Annotated in this window: 15 protein-coding genes; 8 read left to right on the forward strand and 7 right to left on the reverse strand. The window is 68.2% G+C overall.

Annotated elements, in window-relative coordinates; all coding sequences use genetic code 11:
* The first annotated feature begins 41 nt into the window (after positions 1-41).
* From SSP24_RS23970 to SSP24_RS23985, 4 genes are all read left to right on the forward strand, one after another.
* Positions 42-965, forward strand: a complete 924-nt coding sequence (locus tag SSP24_RS23970; RefSeq protein WP_308794429.1) for a hypothetical protein — start codon at positions 42-44, stop codon at positions 963-965.
* Between the two features lie 378 nt (positions 966-1,343).
* Entirely contained in the window at positions 1,344-2,006 is a 663-nt protein-coding gene (locus SSP24_RS23975; protein ID WP_141311756.1) for a MobC family plasmid mobilization relaxosome protein, read from the forward strand.
* Complete coding sequence (locus tag SSP24_RS23980) at positions 2,003-3,715, forward strand: relaxase/mobilization nuclease domain-containing protein (RefSeq protein WP_141311757.1); 1,713 nt, start codon at positions 2,003-2,005, stop codon at positions 3,713-3,715. The genes SSP24_RS23975 and SSP24_RS23980 overlap by 4 nt, the downstream gene beginning before the upstream one ends.
* 192 nt (positions 3,716-3,907) lie before the next feature.
* The gene (locus SSP24_RS23985) at positions 3,908-4,510 is read left to right on the forward strand and encodes a hypothetical protein (protein WP_141311758.1); all 603 of its coding nucleotides are present in this window, start codon (positions 3,908-3,910) and stop codon (positions 4,508-4,510) included.
* 282 nt (positions 4,511-4,792) lie between these two features.
* On the opposite strand, the gene SSP24_RS23990 is transcribed toward SSP24_RS23985, so the two are convergent.
* Positions 4,793-7,318: a hypothetical protein gene (locus tag SSP24_RS23990; protein ID WP_141311759.1), complete on the reverse strand. Its 2,526-nt coding sequence runs from the start codon at positions 7,316-7,318 to the stop codon at positions 4,793-4,795.
* A 678-nt stretch (positions 7,319-7,996) separates the two neighbouring features.
* Here SSP24_RS23990 and SSP24_RS42975 point away from each other — a divergent pair.
* A complete protein-coding gene (locus tag SSP24_RS42975) occupies positions 7,997-8,596 on the forward strand; it encodes a hypothetical protein (protein ID WP_189986326.1) in 600 nt (199 codons plus the stop codon).
* Between the two features lie 363 nt (positions 8,597-8,959).
* On the opposite strand, the gene serS is transcribed toward SSP24_RS42975, so the two are convergent.
* Entirely contained in the window at positions 8,960-10,252 is a 1,293-nt protein-coding gene (gene serS, locus SSP24_RS24000) for a serine--tRNA ligase (RefSeq protein WP_141311760.1), read from the reverse strand.
* A gap of 409 nt (positions 10,253-10,661) precedes the next feature.
* On the opposite strand from serS, the gene SSP24_RS24010 reads away from it, so the two are divergent.
* Positions 10,662-11,519 (forward strand): hypothetical protein, encoded by an 858-nt coding sequence (locus SSP24_RS24010; RefSeq protein ID WP_141311761.1) that lies wholly within the window; start codon positions 10,662-10,664, stop codon positions 11,517-11,519.
* On the opposite strand, the gene SSP24_RS24015 is transcribed toward SSP24_RS24010, so the two are convergent.
* From SSP24_RS24015 to SSP24_RS24030, 5 genes are all read right to left on the reverse strand, one after another.
* On the reverse strand, positions 11,507-12,364 hold the full coding sequence (locus SSP24_RS24015) for an aldo/keto reductase (RefSeq protein WP_141311762.1): 858 nt from the start codon (positions 12,362-12,364) through the stop codon (positions 11,507-11,509). The genes SSP24_RS24010 and SSP24_RS24015 overlap by 13 nt on opposite strands.
* Positions 12,298-13,494 carry a JmjC domain-containing protein gene (locus SSP24_RS24020; protein WP_141311763.1) on the reverse strand — a complete coding sequence of 399 codons (1,197 nt, stop codon included), beginning with the start codon at positions 13,492-13,494 and terminating at the stop codon, positions 12,298-12,300. The genes SSP24_RS24015 and SSP24_RS24020 overlap by 67 nt, the downstream gene beginning before the upstream one ends.
* A gap of 85 nt (positions 13,495-13,579) precedes the next feature.
* Positions 13,580-13,747, reverse strand: coding sequence for a hypothetical protein (locus SSP24_RS42980; protein WP_167307964.1), 168 nt, complete (start codon positions 13,745-13,747; stop codon positions 13,580-13,582).
* Between the two features lie 147 nt (positions 13,748-13,894).
* Positions 13,895-14,212, reverse strand: a complete 318-nt coding sequence (locus SSP24_RS24025) for a hypothetical protein (protein ID WP_141311764.1) — start codon at positions 14,210-14,212, stop codon at positions 13,895-13,897.
* Entirely contained in the window at positions 14,212-14,703 is a 492-nt protein-coding gene (locus tag SSP24_RS24030; protein WP_141311765.1) for an ATP-binding protein, read from the reverse strand. Before SSP24_RS24030 ends, SSP24_RS24025 begins: the two co-directional genes overlap by 1 nt.
* Before the next feature lie 252 nt (positions 14,704-14,955).
* Between SSP24_RS24030 and SSP24_RS24035 the strand changes: the two genes are divergently transcribed.
* Together SSP24_RS24035 and SSP24_RS24040 are read left to right on the forward strand one after the other, a co-directional pair.
* Positions 14,956-16,299, forward strand: a complete 1,344-nt coding sequence (locus SSP24_RS24035; protein WP_141311766.1) for an NsdA family TPR-like regulatory protein — start codon at positions 14,956-14,958, stop codon at positions 16,297-16,299.
* A 73-nt stretch (positions 16,300-16,372) separates the two neighbouring features.
* Entirely contained in the window at positions 16,373-17,545 is a 1,173-nt protein-coding gene (locus tag SSP24_RS24040; RefSeq protein WP_141311767.1) for a serine hydrolase domain-containing protein, read from the forward strand.
* The last annotated feature ends 210 nt before the right edge of the window (positions 17,546-17,755 follow it).

The following is a 17,755-nucleotide window of genomic DNA, read 5'->3' on the forward strand; positions in this document are numbered from 1 at the left end:
AGGCATGCCCTTTCGCGCGCGAGCCCTTGGAGAGCCCCTGCATGACATCCGGCAGCACCGTGGCCACAAGCGCCGCAAAGTCCCAGGCTGCGTCCCTGGCGCACTGGACCGCTTCGCCCTCGGCATCCCTATTCCTGCTCGTCGCCCTCGCCTTGACCGCTGGATGGCTGTGGCAGCGCGCCCGCAAGCGCGACAACGGGCAGCGACATGGCACCGCCGCCATCCCGGTCGCCGCCGTCGCCGCGATCGGCTGCACCGCCTACAGCGCGGACACCAGCTGGCGCTTCGCCGCCGACTACCTCGACATGGGCAGCACCATCGAACGCGCCGCGATGTTCGCCGCCGCCGAACTCGCCCTGTTCGCCACCGCCCTGCTCGCCCGGCAGAACCTCAACGGCCCGAAGCAGGCGCCCGGCCTGCCCGGCACCCTCACCTGGGTGATCACCGCCGTGCAGATCCTGCCCGCCTATGCCGAATCCGGGCCGGTCGGCGGAACCGTGCGCGCCTTCGTCGGCCCGGTCATGGCGGCCATGCTCTGGCACCTGGCCATGGGGATCGAACTGCGCAACCGCAGCCCGCACGCCGACTCCCGCAGCCTGGCCGCCGTCCTCGCCCGACAGGCACGCGAACGGCTCCTGGCCCGGCTCTCGATCGCCGACCGGGACGCGGACGCCGCCCGGATCATCCGCGAGCGCGCCCTCGACCAGGCCGTCACCCTGATCCTCCGGGAAGAGGCCATGAAACCCGAGAAGCGCACCAAGTGGCGAGGCAGGCGCCTCACTCGCCGCCTGCACCAGGCTCTGGAGCGGGCCGACGTCGATCGCGACGAGCGCCAGGACAAGCTGCTGTTGCGCAAGCTCGCCACCCGCCGAGAGGCCACTGCCTTGGCCTCCATCCCGCTGCCCGCGCGCTGGCCCGACTCCACGCCAGGCACGAGGGGCGGCTCCGCGGGTCGCGGGCGATGACGCCGCCGACCGGGCAGCCCAACCTCAGCCCGAAAACCGCCCGCAACAGCCCGCCCGCACCGCCGACAGGCCGGAACCAAAACCGGGCGAGGAGCCGCCGGGCGACGATCCAGGCACAGCCTCGCGGGCGGAGTCGAAGCGCCCGGGTTCCAAACCGCGTGCGACACGGGACCTGCTCAACAAGTACGCCCATGACCTCTACCGCGAGCACGGACGTCTCTCCCGTGACCTGCTGGAGGAGGCCGTGCGCAAGGACGGCTACAGCGTGGCCAGCGACACCGCCGGAGAGGTAGTCCGCGCCGTCAAGGCCGAGCTGCCGACCGCGCCCAATGGCCACCCTCACTGAGACCGCCCCCAACGCCCAAGGAAGACCGCTCAATGCACGACTCGCACCACGAACTACACGACGCCCAAAAGGAGATCACCACGCCCACCTCGACGGCAGCAAGCAATGGCGTTGGACCGTCCACGGGCCGGTCCAACGCAGACTCCTCCGCCCCGGGGGTGGCGGAGGAGAAGCTCCGGCGCGAGGGCGCGCCGGAGCAGGAGGGGGTGGGCGAAGACGCTGCCGCCGAGCAGCAGCCCGCTGTTGTACGCGCTGCCGATGAAGCCGCGCTCTACCGTGTCGCCCGTCGCCGAGAGCGTGATGACGAGCGCCGCGAAAAGCGTGTCGATGTGCGATACAGCGTCGACGAGAAGTCCAAGATTCTGGCCAAGGCCAAGGCGTTGGGCATCGCCGGCGCGCACCTGGTCGGCGCGGTCGTCATGGCCTTCGTCAACGGCGAGGCGCACCTGCCCGACCAGCGCACGGTCTACGACGACGTGATCGATGAGTTCGCCGCCCTGCGCACCCAGATCGCCCGGATCGGCACCAACGTTAATCAGATCGCCCGCCGCCTCAACTCCGGCGGCGATCCACACCCTGTGGACGCCGCCATTCTGGAACGGGCCGAACGCCTCCTGGCCACCGCCCAGGACGCGGTGAAGGCTGTGGACGATGCCGCTTTCCGGGCCGCCGGGCAGAAGACGGGCCGGGCATGATCGCGAACATCGTCAAACCGGGCAGCAAGACCCGGGGCGTGCTGATCTACCTCTTTGGACCGGGCACGGCGACCGTTCACACCGACCAGCACATCGTTGCCTCCTGGGACGGCTTCACCCCCGACCCCGGCCCCGAAGACAGCCCCGGCCACAAGGAGCGCATGGACCAGCTCGTCAAGGCCCTCGACCTGCGGGTCAAGCAGGCCGGCGACCAGGTCCCGGAGGGACACGTGTGGCACTGCTCGCTCCGCGCCGCACCCGAGGACCGCACCCTGACCGACGCCGAGTGGGCCACCATCGCCCGCCGCGTCCTGCACGCCACCGGCATCGCCCCAGACGGTGATCCGGATGGCTGCCGCTGGATCGCCGTGCGCCACGCGGACGACCACATCCACATCGTCGCCACCAAGATGCGCGGGGACCTGTGTCCGCCGCGCAACTGGAACGACTACCACCGCGCCATGACAGAACTCACCCGGATCGAGACCGACTTCGGCCTCCACCAGTTCAACCGTGACCGTGACACCTGGCCCGCCGCCAAGCGCCCCACCCGGGCGGAGACCGAGAAGGCCGCCCGCAACGGACGCGACCGGGCCGTGCGCGAGCAGCTGCGCGTCATGGTGCGCACGGCGCTCTCCCATGCTCACAGCGTGGAGGAGTTCCTCAACCTGCTCGCCGATGCGGGCCTGCAGGTCGAAACCCGCACCCTGCCCTCCGGCGACCTCAAGGGCTACAAGGTCGCCCTGCCCGACGACACCAACACCGGCTTCGAGCCCATCTGGTACTCCGGCTCCAGTCTCGCCACCGACCTGTCCCTGCCCAAGATCCAAGAACGCCTCGCCGCCACCGAACCCGCCGACCCGCAAGCAGCAGGCCGGCCTCGGCCGAACCCGTGGCACCAGGCCACCGCCACCATCGATCGAATCCCCCACCACCTCGCCCAGGACGACCCGGCCGCGGCCTCGGCGCATCTGGTGGCGTTCGGGGAGATCCTCTACGCCCTGCCCGCCCTCGCCCCCGCCCACCTCCGCGCCGAGTTGCGCCAGGCGGCCTTCGCGTTCGAGTACGCGGTCAACACCCGTGCCCGCGTGGACCATCAGCATGCCCGCGCGCTGCGCGGCGTCCTGAAGACCATGCGCTCCCACCCCGCCGACGACGGCCTCGTTGCCATGCTCGTGGACGCCGCAATCCTCGCTGTCATCGCCGTACGCCGCAGGAGCGCTCTGCAGCACCACGACCAGCAGGTGGCCGCAGCCCAGCAGACCCTGCTCCACCTCCAGGCCGCGTACGGGCAGGCCGCGCCGGTCCCGCTGTCGCGGCTCGCAGAACGAAACCCACCGGCCGACGTCACACGCCGATACGCCGATCACCTGCGCACGGCCTTGCCCGCCTACGCCGAGCAGGTCCTCGGCGAGGCCGCCTGGGACGCACTGGCGGCCGTGCTGGCGCACGCCGAGCGCGCGGGCCACGACCCCGCCATCTTGCTCCAACAAGCAGCCGGGCAACGCCCGCTGGACGATGCCCGCTCACCTGCGGAAGTCCTCACCTGGCGCATCCAGCGCCTCGGTGAACGCCACGCACCCAGCCCTCTCGCCCGTGCCGCACAAGCCCGCAGCAGCGCTGCCCGCACCCAGTCCACCCCGAAGGCCGCTGAGCAGACCCCTCCTGCGGTTACACCACCGACGTCCGGTCCGCATCGGTCACGGTGACCACCCGGCCAACAAGCAGGGTGGTCTGCGCTGATGCCGAGGACCCTGACACGTCAATCGGAGGACTGGTTCCAGGTCGGCAAACGGCTTCCGGCGACTGCGGCCCACGCCCCGGCGAGGGCCCAACTCCGTTGTCAGTGACTGGTGTCAGGCTGAGCACCACTCGCTGCAGGCCGTCTTCAGGAGGACAGCATGAGCAACGCCGATCTCGGCCCGCTGGTCATCACTCGCCGCAGCAGCAGCGAGCCGATACGGGCCAACGGCGAAACCGTAAGCCAACTCGGCGAGTTCTGGAGCTGGGCATGCTCCGACCTGGCCAACAACACCATGCGCGGTGTCCTGGCCGAATACCTCGTGGCCACGGCGCTGGGTGCCACCGCCGGTACCCGCACAGAATGGGACACGGTTGATATCCGTACGCCCGAAAAGTGGCGCGTCGAGGTGAAGTCGTCGGCGTACCTGCAGTCGTGGGCACAGTCCCAGCCGTCGGAGATCTCGTTCTCCATTGCACCGGCCTCCGGCTGGGACGCCCAGACCGGCACCACCTCGGCCGACGTGCTGCGTCGCTCGGACGTGTACGTCTTCTGCCTGCTGCACCACCAGGACAAGCAGACCCTCGATCCCCTGGATCTGGACCAGTGGACCTTCTACGTCCTGCCCACCCGCCTCCTGGACGAGCGGTGCCCGAACCAGAAGACCATCAGGCTTTCCAGACTGGAGCGCCTCAACCCGCTGAAGACCGACTTCACCGGCCTCCAGAAGGCAGTCGCCACGTGCGCCGAAGGCGCGCGATAGCCCCTGGGACCGGCCGGGTTAGCCCGCGCGATGAGCCTTGTCGACGGCCTTCGCCAGGTGGGCGTCAGTAATGCCAGGGCTACAGGAGGGCCACCGCCAACGGTAGCCCGCGAGCCGCCCGCTCCCGGGCATGACCCAGCAGCCGGGGATCACGGTGGATCCAAGCACAGCTCAGCGCCCGGTCCCTCTGTCGGAGGGGCCGGGCGCTGAGCGGTAGCGGTTGAGTCACAGATGATGGAGGTGAACGGTGCAGGCCGGGTCCATGGCCGACCCGCGGCGCCCCTAGATCTGCAGGATCAGGCTCTCCACTTGTTGCAGGGCTGACACGCTGGTCTGCGCGGCATCACGCGCCTTCACGAGCTTCTCCATCCAGGCGATCCGCTGGTCGGCGGGCAGCGGTTCCTCACCCAGCTGGGTGCGCAGGCGGCGGGCCTCCTCGAAGTCGGCAAGCAAAGCATCGGCAGCAGCGACTGCCCTCTGATAGCTGCCCTCAGCCAACTCGACACGGGCCGGCAGCTCCCTTCGGAGGCTGGCCAGCTGATCGCGCGGGTCTACCGGCACGTCTTCGTGCACGCTGGTGCTGCCGTCGGCAGGATCAGTGGCCCTGGTAGTCGACGGCCCTCCGCTCGCGCCCCTAGCGGCATGGGGCGGTGTGGCGCGGCCCAACTCCACGGGGAACGTCTCGTCAAACCATGCCTTGTCGGCGACGAATGAGGTGGGGCTGCCGTCGAGGTCCGGGACGAGCACCATTCCGGGCACGATCGCGGTTCGTGTTGTGTCGTCCCAGTACCGTTCGCCGTAACAGACCGGCCGGCCCCCCTCGGGGGCCTCGGGTGCCTCCCTCGCATCAGGATGCGCCAACACAGCCCGCGCGAAGGAGAGGAGGAGCGCCCTGCTGACGTGCGGGGTCTGCTCGGTGTACGCCAGCGTTAGGGCCGCGAGGGCACTGGACGGGGTTCGGCGGACACCCTTGCGGCTGTCTCCCGCCTCGCTGCCCTGGCCGGGTGTAATTAGCCTCTCAGGAGCATGCATCAGGTTCGGCGCCATCCGGCGGACTAGTGCGGCCCACGCGGTGGGGTCGCCAGCGTCGGCTCCGAGGAAGAGGTCCTTCAGCGACCTCGGGTCCTGCCCGGACCCTTCCTTGGCCTCCTGGACTCCGAACAGGCCCAGCGCCGAGAGGATATTTTCCCGGTGCAGGTAAAGCTGGGCGATGGCCGCTGACCACAGCCTCGTGCGGGCCTCGGCGGCCTTGGCGCGGATCTGGCTCCAGGGTGGCTCCTGGAGGGCTCCCTGCACAATCGGCCAGAACAATCCGGTGTCACGGACCTGGCGCTTCCCCGTCGACGGCGGGGCGGAAGGAACCTCTGGGAAGACGAGCGCAGTGATGGCCCGGATGGCGGCATCTCGCATCGTGACCGGCGAGACCTCCTCGCTTGGCGGTAGCAGGGATGCCAGTGGGTCGAGCGGTCCATTCGCGGTCAGGGCATCGCGCACGCCACCCAAGTCGAGCAGCTCCGCCCCCCGCGCAGTGGGGAAGGTGTCGGCGAGCACCGCGCCGAGCTGGCCCTCCTTGGCGTACGCGTCGACGAGCGTGGCAAACAGGGCGATCAGGCGTGCATCTTCGTCGTAGGGCTGGATCCCGCGCAGATGGTCGTTGACGTTCAAGGCCCGAAGCACGTGCTCCAGCGCCTCCGGCTTGCTGCAGCCGATGACGATCTCCATCGGAACGGTGGCGACCTTGGCGGCGCGCTGGGCCGCGTGCTCGGGCTCCGTCTCCTCTGCGGCGCTGGCCTCGTTGAGGCCAGCCGAGACACGGTTGAGGATCTCGCGCTGGTTAAGCAGCAGCAGAGTCGGGTCGTTCTTCTCCTTCGGCAGCGGACACAGGGACTGGGGCATGCCGGTGACCAGGTGTTCCGGACGCAGTCCGAAGATGTCGAGGCGGGCCAGCGCCCGATTGTTGGCGGTCACCGCTACCATTCGCCACAGGCTGGAAGAGGTGCCGTCGGCAGTCTTGATCTGCCACTGCTGCAGCACGCTCATGCCGCGAGTGAGCTGCCCTGAGGCGACCAGGGACTCAGTAAGGTCGTAGCCTCGAGTCTTGCCCGCCCGCCGCAGGTTGGCCGCAGCGTAGCGCTGGATGTGTACGGCCACCTCATAGGGTTGCTCCGCGAGCGTCAGGGCTGCCATGGGCTGGCCGTTGTCCTCCACCGCCTGCACCACGGGGCGGGGCCGACGGTGCCCGAGCGCGGCCAGGAGGGCATCACGTTCGCGCTTGGCATCCCTTACTTGCTGGGTTGCCTCAACGAATTTCTCCCCGGCGGCGGCGAGCGCCTCGGCGGCATAGGTCTCGTCGCCGGGTGCGCGGCGGCGGGCGTCGCGCTCCTTTTCGGCGATCCTCTGTTCCTTCTCGGCTTTCTCCAGCGCCGTTTCGGCGGCAATCAGAGCTGAGACGCGTTGCGTTGCCTCCGGACTGGGCGGTGTCCAGGAGCTGACCGTACGGTCGTTGAGGTCCCAGGGCACCACGGCAGCACCGTGAACGTCACAGATGAGGAGGAGGACCGTGTCGGCACCTGCCTGCACCGGCCGACACGTGTTGGGGCGTAGGACCTTCTTCCCACCTACGGTGGCCACGATCTTCTTGATCTCAGTGTCCCCGAGGGCGGTGGCGAGGCCCTCGGTGATCCCAGTACGCGGGGGCGGGACAACGCCGTGCTGCTCGCAGGTATTCTCGACGGCGTCAGCCAGGTGCTTAGCCCAGGTATCGGTGCCGATGTATGGGTAAACGCCATCAGGCCGTTTGTTGGCCACGGGACTATCGTCTTTCTCCCGGCAGGCGCCGGGCGAAAAGCACGCTCCGCCTCCGCGGGAGCGTGACACGCGCCCGAAAGCCGAAGCCTCGTGCCAGCGGGATGCAGGCCGCTCCCCGTGGGAGTGCGGCATGTTCCGCTCCGTACGATCCGACTGCCAGCGTCCGTAGAAGGATCAGCCCGAACAGCACCCTGGTTGGTACTTGGGCATCTCACGACTTGCTCCTGCTCCGCCGTCGGCGGCATGAGGCGAACGGCGGTGACGAACCACCGACGTGTAGGGGAGAATCTGCCACCGGAGTTGGGGCTGAGCAGCCAGCATCCGTGTGTGCCCATCCCATCGGGTGGTCTTCTTGTCGCAGCACCTCATCGCGAGGCGCATTGAGACATAATCCGGCCTCCCTTTCGTCCCTGAAGGAGGAGGCGGGAACGCTCTTTGCCGGCTCCGGGGCGGCGAGCGGCGAGCGGCGATCATCCGGGACAGAAACGGCCGTCGCACGAATTGGGGTGCACATCCGCTCCCGTCGTAAGCTGGGCAGGCACTTGGGCGCCAGACACCCGAGCGCCTACCGCAGGGGGAGCCCTCGCTCCTCCACTGCTCCAAGCGGTAGTTCTCTGGGACCGCTCGTCAGCATGACCGAGTCGACATCGCCGTGAAGTGGCGGGCCGGATCGAAGCGATGCATCCCGACCTCTTGGACCTCTGTGTGGTGAGATCCTCGGCCTGCTCGATCGCGAGAAGAAGCTCCGTCGCTGTCTCGTCGTCCTCTGCGGGGTCGGCCACCGTGACCACGCCCGTCCGATCGCATAGAGCCGACTCGGCGCAGGGCCCCTTCGCGCCAAGTGAACGCGGCTATGGGGGTGCTGGCGCAGAGGGACTCACCGAAGACGGCTGCGCCTGCTTCCCCGTACATACGGGCGTAGGTGTAGACGAAAACGGATCCGTCACGGATGGCGGCGGTCTTGGAAGAGCCGCCGAGTTCGCCGAGTTCGCCGAGCCACTTCACGTGGTCCGCGCTGAAGAGACGTTCATGGCGCCGTACATACACCTCGTGGAAGACGGGTCCGACGACCTGCATTCGGCGGCCGAGGATCTGGGCTGCTCAGACAGCGAGGTAAGGCGCCTTCTCTTCGTCTATTCGGCCAAGCCACACGAGGTCGCTGCCAGCGACGGCCGACGGCTTTTCCCCGTCCAGGCCGAGGTGGACGGCGATTTCAGGGATCGGTTCGTGGGCTGCGTACCGCTCGATCATCTCGGGCTAGTAGCAGTAGAGCCGTGACCGCTTACCATCGAAGGCCGCGTCGGCGTGCTGAAAGGCGGGGGAATGCTGGGACGTGGCGACGTCGCAGTCCAGCTCGCTCCACGTGCGTGTCCAGGCCGACAGGGACAGGTATTCGTGCCCCACGACCAGGAGGTCGTATCCCGTATCGCGAAGCTCGCGCTCGGCGAGCGATCCGGCGGTGATGTCCTCCAGGCGGACCGGCCGACGAATCCAGTCACTCTCCAGGTCCGTGAGCCAGCCCGGCCCTAGGAGGTGTACGTCGGCGCCTGCGGCGACCGGCCACAGCCATCGTTCGATCCCGCCGCAACCGACTGGTGGAAGGCGTAGCTACCAGGGAAGTCGCAGACGCCGACGAGCACGTTATGCCTCCGGTTTTCCGCCCACCGAGACACGGCGGAAGCCGAGGTACGGGACGAGCGATTCGGGCAGGACGATGGAGCCGTCCTGCTGCTGGCATTGCTCAAAGAGAGCGGCCAGGGTGCGGCCGACGGGGAGACCGGAGCCGTTGAGGGTGGCGACGAGCTTGGGCTTGCCGCCCTCGCCGCGGGTCCGGATGTTGGCCCGGCGGGCCTGGAAGGTGCCGAAGTTGGAGATCGAGGAGATCTCACGGTACGTGTTCTGGCTCGGGATCCAGACCTCGATGTCGTAGGTGAGCTGGGCGGAGAAGCCCGTGTCACCGGCGGCCAACTTGACGACGCGGTAGGCGAGGCCGAGTTCCTTGAGGCACGCCTCGGCGTGGCCGACCATCGTCTCCAGCGTGGGGTCCGCGTCCGCCGGGTCGACCATCTGGACAATCTCAACCTTGGCAAACTGGTGCTGGCGGATCAGGCCCCGGGTGTCGCGGCCATACGACCCGGCTTCGGATCGGAAGCACGGCGTGTGCGCGGTGAGTGCCAGCGGCAGCTCGGCCGGAGGGATGATCTCGTCAGCGTAGAGGTTGGTCAGCGGCACCTCGGCCGTCGGGATCAGGAACAGCTCGCGGTCGGCGACGCCGGTCTTGAACAGGTCCTCCTCGAACTTCGGCAGCTGCCCCGTACCGGTCATCGTCTTACGGGTGACCAGGTACGGGACGGCGTGCTCGATGTACCCGTGCCGACGGGTGTGCAGGTCGAGGAAGAGCGTGGCCAGGGCACGCTCCAGCGCTGCCCCGACACCGCGCGAGACCGCGAAGCGCGGGCCGGACAGCTTCGTAGCCCGCGCGAAGTCGAGGATCCCCATGCCCTCACCGAGGTCGACGTGGTCCTTCGGCTCGAACGGGAAAGCTGGCGGAGTACCGACCCGGCGGACCTCGACCGCGAAGTCCTCGGAGTCGCCGTCCGGGGCCGCGTCGTCCGGCAGGTTCGGGATGCTGAGGAGGAGGTCGCGGAGCTGCTCCTCGACCTGCACCTGCCCGGCCTCGATCTCCCGGATCTCGTCCTTCAGTTCGCGAGCGCGCTCCTTCAGCTTGGAGATGTCGCCACCCTGCTTGTCCGTCTGCTGGACCTCACTCGCCACCCGCTTGGACTCTGCCCGCAACTCGTCGGCCGAACGGATGTTCTGGTTGCGCCGAGACTGGAGGGACTCCAGCTCGGACAGGTCCAGAGAGTAACCGCGACGAGCAAGCCGACGAACCGCTTCGGCACCCATTTCGATTAGGGCGCGGGCATCATGCATGAGGAAGATCCTTTTGATCCGGTTGGTGGGATACGGAATCGACGCTAGCAACCACTGGGCCCTCGCCGATCCGGAATATGTCCGCGCCACCGCGTTCGGCACGACCTCCGATAACGAGTTTGCAGCCCCGCAGGCAGGCCACATTGCACAGGTTCCACTCGCCGAGGCTGCCGCCAGCAAGGAACTGGCCACCGCCAAATACATCAGCGACGTCCGCACCCCTCAGCGCATTCGGCATCACGGGCACCGTGCCACTGATCCTGGAGGAGATCCGGAGGCAACCACGCTGCTGACGACACCGGCTGCACGGCTTCATTCAGTCGTATCCACGATCTGGACGTGGCCGGCGGCTTTCGTCGGTTCCTCGACGCCGGATACCTCCCTCCGCACTACTGCTACGGTCGCGTGCATGACGCTCTCGGTCTCCACGGGTCAGGCTGTTGATCTACGAGTGCAGCTGGCTGGCGAGGTCCTTGATCGCGTCGAGCGGTCTCTGCAAGTGCGTTTGCTCCCGGATATGGTGGTGCGCAAGCGTCGATCTGTGGGGGCCGGAACAGACCGGGACACCTGGGTGCGGATCGAGCGGCGCCTGCTCGACAAGATCCCCGACCAGGGGTGGAACGGCACTGAAAGTGCCGCGCGTCTGGAAGGCATCGCCCAGCCCGACTGGCACGGATGCGTGGTCTGGCGGGACGCGGACGGGCTGGCGATGTGGCGGGCCGACGAAACTGAGCTCCTTCCGGGAACTCCTATCGGTAGCGCCGTGTTGAGTGCCTTCCCGGCGCTGCCGGACGAGTGGTGGGACGCGCTGAACGCCTCGTTGGACGCGCTAGCGGCCCAGCGCACGAGGCGGGTAGCCACACCGGACACCGACACCATCACCCAGGCCCTCGTCACCGAGTCCATCCGCGGCGCCTTCTCCGACAGTTTCGATACGGCCATCGAGCGGTGGGTGCCGGCCCACGCGGATCTGAACTGGGCCAACATGACCGCTCCGGCGTTCAGTCTCTTCGACTGGGAGGACTGGGGTAACGCGCCGCTGGGGCTGGACTCGGCCTCGCTGTGGGCGAGTTCCCTTGCTGTCCCGGCTCTGGCCGATCGCGTACGGCACGAGCGCCGGTCCGACTTCGAAAGCCGCGAGGGCAAGTTGATGACGTTGTTCGCCTGCTCGAAGATCCTCGGACCGTACGCGCACCCGGAAGACCCTCGTCTGGAACCCGCCCGGCGCATGGCCGAACAGGTCGTCAAGGAGCTTCAGGCAGGCTGACCACGCGAGCGGTCCCGAAGGAGACTCCGGTACTCCTCGATGATTCGCTCCTCGACTTCGCCAGCCAGGGCGCCGACGAGTTCGCCCAGATGGGCGGGTTCATCGGTGCCCACAGCGACGGATCCGACCAGCGGGAGGTGATACGCAGCTCTGAAGGCCGCTTGCATGCGGGAGAGCCGGCCGCCATCCCGGAGAAAGACGCGTGGGTCGATCCTGGCCCACACCGGGGCACCGGTGCTGCCCCCGAAGGGGCTCATCCCCCACACCTTCCGGCCGCCCAGGTCGTATGCCTTGGTGAGGGCATCCGCGGCATCCAGCGTTCTGGCTCCGACCAGCAGGCCGACGCGGGTCATGAGGACTGTCGGCCTCGGCACGGTCGGGCCGATCAAGCTCACCAGCGGTGCTGGGTCCCAGGACGCGATGCCCCAGGCGGCGCACAGGCCCTTGGCCGTGGCGTCGTTGAGGGCAGCGCACGCCTCTGCCAGCACCTCCTGGCTGTGAGCGGTGGCCTCGCGGAGCGAATGTTCCGGGTTGTGCAGGAACACCAGCTCCGGCTCCCGTCCCAGGTCCCCAGCCGCCTGCTCCACGGCCTCGTGCAGCCGTACGGGATCCAGGGAATGCTCCGCCCCACCCGGCCCCGGGAAATAGCCGACCTTCGTGGAGACCGTGAACTTCGGCAGCAGGTCGCCGGCCGTCCGCGCCAGGACCTGATGCGAACGGAAGCCGAGGTAGTTGGTGCTGGTGTCGAGCGCCGTGACACCGAGGTCGAGCGCCCCGGTCAGGAGACGGCGTTCGTGACGAGATCGGTGTAGCCCGAGCACAACTCGGGGGTCAGCACCGCGCACAGCTCCTCCTTCACCAGGATCTCGGCGACCTCGGTCACTTCGGCCCCGACGACGGCCGCGGCCCGCTCCAGCTCGACCGGCCGCCCGCTCAGCAGCAGACGCAGGGCGGGCAGGGCCTTGGCCGCGAGGGTGACCTTCTTCCCCGAGGCCACGACGTCGATGGTCTCTCCGTGCTCCTGAAGCTGAGGCGGGAAATGGGTGGTGCACACCACGGCGTCGAGCGGCCCGAGTATGTCGAGGAACGGCACGTGCCGAGGCAGTGTCGTCGCCTGCTCGTATGCGTCCAGGAAGTCGGCCAGCGGGCGCTCGCTGATCAGCTGCGCGGCAGCCTCGGTCAGAGCGTCGCTGCCGGTTCCGTGCCAGCGGTCGAGGTCGTGGCGGAAGATCTCGTGTTCGCGGCACCAGTCGGCCAGCCACGCAAGCCAGCTCGCCCCTGTGCGCTTGGTGATGCCGAATGTGACGTGAAGGCTCTTGCCGGAGCCGCTGCCGGTCCGAGTCGCCTGGTGCCAGTGGCCCCGCGGGATGTGCATGACGTCGCCGGTCCGCATCAGACCGGACCAGATGATCTCGTCGCCCGGAGTGCTGTTGGGGTCGGCGTCCCGGTACATCGGGACCGCGCGGGAGGTCGCGCGCACCTCCCACTCCTTCTCACCCGCCAGCTGGACGATGACGACATCGTGGTCGTCCCAGTGCAGAGGGAAGCCGGAGGCGTCGTTCGTGGTCAGGTACGCGTTGACCTGGACTCGCTCACGGGTCCACCACTGCAGGGCCCGGCAGGCGACCTCCATGGTCGGATCGAAGACGTTGGCCTGGTCCATGATCACCGTCGCACCTTCTCCCAGGAGCCTGCCCAGGCTGCGCATGTTGACCATGGAGATGCTCTGGCCGCGGGGGCTGACGCTGTCGGTGTAGTAGATGGCCGGATGGACCTCCTCGCCCTTCTGGAAGCACCGGAACTGCGGGCGGTTCAGGCTCCTGCGCATCGCGACGTCGAGCAGGCGGTTCGGGGTCATGATGCGGGAGACGAGTGCGGGGTCGTCCATGCTCCCGCGTACGAAGTCCTTGCCCAGCTCCTCGGCTCCACTCCAGCCGAGCGCTGCTTCGATGGCATTGATCAATCGATGTTCCATCGTGCGTCCTCCATCGGTTCGACCACTGATTCGGACACAGCGAGGGCCGACACGGCCGAGCGCGCCGGCCCTCACCGCTTGGTGCCTACTCGCTGTCGTGCAGGTTGCCGTCGCCACCCGGCCACGGCGCGTCACCGGAACTGCCCTGGTTGTCCGACCGGAGGCTGTCGTACCGGTCATGGACGGCGGTCAGCTCTTGCACCGCCACCAGGAGGCCGCTCCGGGCCGGAGGCGGTGTTGTGGGCTCTGCCACCTCGTACTCCTTCCTCTTCGTTTCTCCCGCCAGGGCTCCGACGGGAGGTCGATGGCCGCCCGACGGCCGTGGGAGACGTGAGTTGCCGTGGGGCGGCAGTCATTGGGCGCGCCATGAGCGGCAGTCCGGCGCCAGGGACAGGGCGGTTCAGCGGTGAATCGGAAGACCGCCGGCGTCCTCGCGCATGTTGATTTCCAGAACGCGCTGGTCCAGTTCGTACAGACAGGCACGACAGGCGTAGAGGGCCGCGTGCATGCCGCTCGACCGGACGGGTCCGATCCACGTCACCTCGACGTCGTCACGTCCGCACCACAGCCAGCACTCGCCGCGTGCCTGCCATTCGTGGCGATCCCATAGCGCGTAATCAGTGGGCTCCCTGGTGACGGGGTCGATGTCGCGGCGGGTGGGCCGGAAGACCACATCGGGATCAGGAAGCGGATTCGCTCGTAAAGCGTGCCGTCCCATCACGCGACCGCCAGAGTGAGCGACTCAGGCTCGGCTACCACACCGCGCTTCAGTCGTAGCGCGAATAGCCTGCGCAGAACGGCTGCTCGGATGGCAGTGGCCGCCTTGGGAAGCGCGATCTCCGCCCATACGCGCTTCCCCTGGCCAACAGGCTCCCAGGCACACCGCGAAGCGAGAAGCTCGACCAGTACCAGGCCGCGCCCGCTCTCGTCGTCGGCCAGCGCACAACTCACCTGCGGAGCAGCGGGATTTTCATCGAGGACGTCAATCACCAGGCGGCCGGGCCGGTGATACAGCGCGACGGTGACGAGTCCCTCCCCATGGACTACGGCATTGGTAATGAGTTCGGAGGCGACAAGACGGATGGCGTCAGCCGTCTCGTCGTCCAACGGCACTCCCCACGCACGCACCTTGTCTACGACCGTGCGCCGGGCAAGGGACACTTCCCTTTCCTCACCCGCGAGGAGGAAGCGATGGACGAGCGTAGGCATGGCTGACGCCTCCGAGGAGTTGGAGAGCGGCTCCGTCCCCGACGGGGAAAGGGGACGGAGCCGCCGATCTGAGGAGCCGTTCCGGGAGCGATCGCCCTGCGCGGGCTCCGTGGACGGCTGATACTCAGTCAACGGCCCCTGGTAGCAAGGAGGAACGTTTCTAGGGGGTTCCTCCTGGGGACGCCCTCCCCGTACGCGGCGACGCGAAGTAGCCTCCCCACTACGCCGTGAGGGGATGACGGGAGTGATGACATGCCTGGTGAGCCGTTGGCGGTCCACCCGCTGAGCTTCCTCCTCCAGACGCGCGGTTGGGGGAAGGCCGAGTTCGCCCGGCTCATGCAGGCGCACGGGCGGTCACTCGGAATCCCGCTCGCGACCAACCGGACCACCGTATGGAAGTGGGAGCAGGGGCAGGAGCCGGATGCGGACGCTCAGCGCGTCCTCGCCGACCTGCTGCGAGTCCCCTACGAGCAGGCCCGGAAGGAAGGTTGGCCCCGGTGGCTGCCGGTGTGGGAGGTCACGGGACTCACCGCCCCGTGGACCGAGGCCGGTACCGTTGAGGCGTTGTCCGAACTCGTGGGGAGTGGCCGCATGGATCGCCGGGGCTTTCTCACCATCACCGGCGCCGCCCTGACGGGCGTCGCGGCGAGCTGGGTGGACGCACCGTCCGCCTTCGCCTCGACCCTGGGCGGGGATCAGGTCACGGACACGATGGTCTCGACGATCGAGCAGCGCATCAGCACGCTGCGCACCCTCGACGACCAACTTGGCGGCGCCACGCTCCTGGAGCAGGCGCGCGGCGATCTCGCCCTCGTCACCGGTCTCCTGAGCACCGGAAGGTACACGGAGAGCATCCGAATTCGCCTCTACGCCCTGGCAGCCCGGGTGTCGCACCTGACCGGCTGGATGGCTTACGACGCGGGGCTGCGGTCCGCCGGCCAGCGCTACTACATCGGGGCACTGCGCAGCGCCCGTACGGCTGGAGACGACGCGTTCGGTGCCTTCATCCTCGCGGAGATGGGCGTTCACGTCTCCGAGGCCGGACGGACAGCCGAGCGCGTCGACCTCATCTCGACCGCGATCGACAACGCCCCTCGAACTCTGTCGCCGTACACCCAGTCCTTCCTCTACCTGCACAAGGCCGAGGCACTGTCCCGCGACGGCGACCACCGGAACGCCGGAACAGCCCTCAACCGCGCCGTGTCCCACTGGGAGCACCACACGACTGAGGAAAACCCGGAGTGGCTCAACTGGTTCGGCGAGGCCCAACTGAAGTCCACCGAGGGCAAGGTCCTGCTGCGGTCAGGGCAGGTGGAGCGCGCCACGGACTCCCTGGAGACCTCCGTGAAGAGCGCGGCCCCTCGGGACAAGGCCGTACGATCCAGCCGCCTGGCCGAGGCCCGGCTCGCCAGCGGTGATCTGGACGGGGCGCTCGACGCCGCGAACTACGGCACCGAACTCCTGGAGAGCAGTGTCAGCTCCGTACGGGCACTTGACCGCTTGAAGGAGTTCTCCGCACACCTCGAACCGCGCAAGTCCGTCCCTGCTGTCCGGGAGTTCCGCGAGCGGCTTCAGGCCGTGCCCGTCGCGGCGTGACCGTCACCTCTCGAATTGCGAGGCCGAGCCCCGCCCCCTCAGAGCAGGCTGCCGCAATGCCAGGATGGATGGCATGACGACGATCCACGGTGAGGTCGCGGCTGGGTTCGAACCGGTGCGTGAGGCGTTCGCTGCGAACTTCGCCCAGCACGGGGACATCGGCGCGGCGGTTTGCGTGTACCAGTACGGCCGACCGGTGGTGGACCTGTGGGGAGGCGTCGCCGACCCCGAGACCGGTCGTCCGTGGACGCGAGACACGCTGCAGCTCGTCTACTCGGCGACCAAGGGGGCGACCACGACCGCGGCACACATGCTGGCCGAGCGCGGTGCGCTGGACCTGGACGCGCCGGTGGCGAAGTACTGGCCGGAGTTCGCCGCGAACGGCAAGGCGGACATCCCGGTGCGCTGGCTGCTGTCCCACCAGGCCGGCTTGATCACACTGGACCAACCCGTCCCGCTCAACGAGGCGTTGGCCTGGCACCCGATGACGGCCGCGCTGGCCGCTCAGCGTCCCCTGTGGACTCCGGGCACGGCGCACGGGTACCACGGTCGGACCTGGGGCTGGCTCGTCGGCGAAGTGATCCGCCGGGTATCCGGCCGGACGCCGGGCCGCTTCTTCGCCGACGAGATCGCCGCCCCCCTCGGGTTGGACTTCTTCATCGGACTGTCAGCGGAACAACGCGACCGGGTCAGCCGCATGGTGTACCAGCGACCGACCGTCGACCTCACCACCATGCCCACCGAGTCGGTTCCCGAGGAACTCCGCGAACAGGTGGCCGCGTGGCGGGATCCGCAGTCGTACAGCAACAGGGCGTACATGGTCACCGATCCTGCCGAGATCGACTTCGACTCGCCCGAGGTGCAGGCCGCGGAACTCCCAGCCTCCAACGGCGTCGGCACTGCACACGCGCTGGCGCGCATGTATGCCGCGCTGATCGGCGAGGTGGACGGAGTGCGCTTGCTTGCTCCGGAAACCCTGGGGTTGGCGGTCAAGGAACAGGCCGGCGGGAAGGACCAAGTAATGCTGATCCCAAGCCGATTCAGCTCCGGATACACGTTGCCCACCGAGACCAACCCGATGGTTGGACCGGGCTCTTTCGGCCACACCGGGCGGGGCGGCTCGCTCGGCTTCGCCGACTTGGAGCGCGGCGTTGCCTTCGGTTACGTGATGAACCACATCATCAGTGGCTCCGACGATGCGCGCGCGACGTCGCTGGTCGAGGCAGTGCGCAGGTCACTGGACTAACTCATCACGGTAGGCGCTGGACGAATACACCGCTTCCCAAGGCGGAGCCCTGCAACTTACCCACAGCAGCCGAGCATGCGGTCCCAGCTCACGTCGATCGCTTCAGGCTATTCGGCTGTGAATGGTGGTAGTTGCTCTGGAGCCGATGGCAAAGCCACATGTTTACGATGAACACGCAAGCTGGAATGCGTAGAACACCAGATGATTCGC

The sequence above is a fragment of the Streptomyces spinoverrucosus genome (genome assembly GCF_006539505.1).
Classification (GTDB): Bacteria; Actinomycetota; Actinomycetes; order Streptomycetales; family Streptomycetaceae; genus Streptomyces; species Streptomyces spinoverrucosus.